The organism is uncultured Oscillibacter sp. (assembly GCF_910587525.1).
In the GTDB taxonomy this organism is placed as follows: Bacteria; Bacillota; Clostridia; order Oscillospirales; family Oscillospiraceae; genus Oscillibacter.
The window spans coordinates 1-2543 of record NZ_CAJULS010000220.1 but is presented as its reverse complement, the minus strand read 5'-3'; the positions used below and the strand labels follow the sequence as shown (position 1 = coordinate 2543).

The window sequence follows — 2543 nt, the reverse complement described above, 5'->3', positions numbered from 1 at the left end:
GCACCTGCCTTACAAGCAGGGGGTCACTGGTTCGAGTCCAGTTGTTCCCACCACTTTAACAGGCATTGTTTTCGGCGGGAGAGATGGCCCAGTAGTTCAGTTGGTTAGAACGCCAGCCTGTCACGCTGGAGGTCGACGGTTCGAGCCCGTTCTGGGTCGCCACGTGATAACCAGGCTTCGGCTTGTTTTGATAAATGCGGATTCTCCGCTATATGCTGCTGTAGCTCAGTCGGTAGAGCGCATCCTTGGTAAGGATGAGGTCGGCGGTTCGAATCCGCCCAGCAGCTCCAAGAAAAGCCTTGTGCCGCAACGGGTACAAGGCTTTTCTTATTTCTGTGAGCTGGGGTGAAATCCCGGTTTAGCGTCCGTTTAGCGTCCAATCCTACAAGACGATACCGAGAGATACACATTTTAGCGGTCGGGCGGGTTATCCCCTGGCTGCTTTTTTCTTGCTTTCTGGGGCCTGTTCGGGGGCGGGTTCCGGGCTGACAAGATCGTTGAAGCGGTCAAGAGTCTGCATGGCCTTTGCCTGTGCCGAGGCTATAGCATGGGCGTAGATATTTGCCGTGGTGCTGGTCTGCGAATGGCCCAGCTGCTTTGACACGACCACCAGGGGTACGCCGTCTGCAATCATCAGGGAGGCGTAGGTATGCCGCAGGCTGTGAACAGTGACCTTCGGCATCCCAGATCGGGTAATGAATTTGCTGAACCATTGCGTCACACTGTCGGGAAATATGGGAGCGCCGGTGTCAGTGGTGAACACCCGCCCGTCCTGGTCCTCCCAGGCGTCCCCCATCTTGCCCCGCTGCTCGTCCTGCCACCGCTGGTACTCCAAAAGCATCATCACTGCAGCGGTCGAGAGAAGCAGGGGGCGGGCGGAGCTGGCCGTCTTGGTCGTGCTGACATATACGCCCTTCCCGGGGAGATAGTTGGAGGTCTGCCGGACGGTGATTGTGTGCTGGTCCAGATCCACGTCCTGCCAGCGAAGGCCGAGAAATTCCTGCCGCCGGAGTCCCGACAGAAGGTCGAAGGTGATAATAGCCCGCCAGCGTATGGGCTCGTCCTGCAACAGCTCCAGGAGCCGCCGCGCATCCGCTTCCTCCAGGAAAGGCGCTTCATGCTGGCCCAGGCTGGGCTTCTCTGCCGCGTCAGCAGGATTGATCTGGATATACCCCCATTTGACCGCGCGGCCCAGGATGGAGGACAACGTGCGGTGGTAGGAGATCACGCTGGCCGGGGCCAGAGGGTCCGAGTGGGTGGTCAGGGTAAAAGCCTTGTTGGTTTTCATCCCCACTGCCTGGGCGATGGCGTCAGCGGATTCTTTGTTGATGGGCTTGCCGGCCAGAGCTTGATTGATGGTGGCCCGGCTGACTCCCGCCCTCCGGGAGAATGCGGTCAATGCCCCGCGCTGGGTGCCAATCTGCGCCTGGAGGGCGATCTTACAGACACCAGTGGTGCGGCTCCGGACTCCGCTCTCCTGAAGGTTCAGATAGAAGCTGTTGATATGGCCGGTGCGGAGATCGGACAGGCGGATGTGGCCGATTGCCTGATTGATTCGGCTGAGATTTTCCGTGTATGTAGCAATGGTTTTCGGTTTCAAGTAAAGGGCCGCATATTCGGTCATGTACTTCTCTGCGAAGTCCGCAAAGCGCATGGAGCCGTTGGCCGTGGCTCCGCTTGAAACCTTTTCCTCAAAGAGAACGGCTTGCCGTTCCAGCTCTTTCTTGATCTGCCGTTCGGTCATGCCGGGTTCTGGTACCCAGGTCATGTATTTTCGGATTTTCTTGCCAGTGTAGTCCCGGCCCTGGGAAACGGTGATTTTATAGCCTTTTCCCTGCTTTGTGATCGTCGCCATATTGCATTTTCCTCCTATTTTTGGTATGATAGGAGGGCAGTAAGGCCGTCGGAAAGTCTACTGCCCTCATGGGCCCCCTCTGGTGCTGGAACACCGGAGGGGGCTTTTTTTGTTTTCAAAATCCCAAACGTGTGGGATTTTAGCTTGCGTAGTAGTCAACCTCCGGAACGGGGACCGTCTGCATCCTCCAAGTCGCCAGCTGAACAGAGACGCCCATATAGGCGGCCGCGTCAGTGATCGAGCGATTCAAGAACAGCTGTAGGTCCTCGTCCGGATAGATCAATTCCAGAGAAAACAGGTTCGCTTCATTCTCATATTTCTGCGTGACAAATTGAGTGTTGCGGTTCATAAAAATACGGTTCATGCCTCGGTGCATGAAGTGGTGCCCCATTTCATGGGCGCATACAAGGGCCTGCTGCCGGTCGTCCAGGCCGTCGTTGATATAGATAATATTCTGCCGCTTGATACGCTGTTGGAAACCCCGCATTTCGACTAACGGGGCGAAAACTATGATAAAGCCCATTTCGTCCGCCAGTCGGAACGGGTCCCTGGTGTCGTACTTTTTGGACAAGCGGGCTGCAAGCGCCTTGCCATCCATGATTTACTCCCTTCTGTACTTTTTGGGGGTGTATGTTGCTTTGTTCCGCCTCTTTGCTTCCTCCAAGCCGATTTTCATAGCCGCCGCCAT

At 56.3% G+C, this 2543-nt stretch carries 2 protein-coding genes and 2 tRNA genes; 2 read left to right on the top strand and 2 right to left on the bottom strand.

The genetic code is table 11. The annotated features are described in order from the left end of the window. Positions 1 to 85 precede the first annotated feature (85 nt). Positions 86 to 162, top strand: a tRNA-Asp gene (locus QZ326_RS12735). A 52-nt stretch (positions 163 to 214) separates the two neighbouring features. Then, positions 215 to 290: transfer RNA gene (locus tag QZ326_RS12730), tRNA-Thr, on the top strand. Positions 291 to 427: 137 nt separating this feature from the next. On the opposite strand, the gene QZ326_RS12725 is transcribed toward QZ326_RS12730, so the two are convergent. Beyond that, positions 428 to 1855 (bottom strand): site-specific integrase, encoded by a 1428-nt coding sequence (locus QZ326_RS12725; RefSeq protein ID WP_295745893.1) that lies wholly within the window; start codon positions 1853 to 1855, stop codon positions 428 to 430. Between the two features lie 139 nt (positions 1856 to 1994). Next, on the bottom strand, positions 1995 to 2453 hold the full coding sequence (locus QZ326_RS12720; protein WP_295745891.1) for an ImmA/IrrE family metallo-endopeptidase: 459 nt from the start codon (positions 2451 to 2453) through the stop codon (positions 1995 to 1997). Between the last annotated feature and the right edge of the window lie 90 nt (positions 2454 to 2543).

Excerpts from the sequence above, each read along its gene's own strand:
- QZ326_RS12725 (WP_295745893.1), bottom strand. The coding sequence starts at position 1,855 with ATGGCGACGATCACAAAGCAGGGAAAAGGCTATAAAATCACCGTTTCC.
- QZ326_RS12720 (WP_295745891.1), bottom strand. The coding sequence starts at position 2,453 with ATGGATGGCAAGGCGCTTGCAGCCCGCTTGTCCAAAAAGTACGACACC.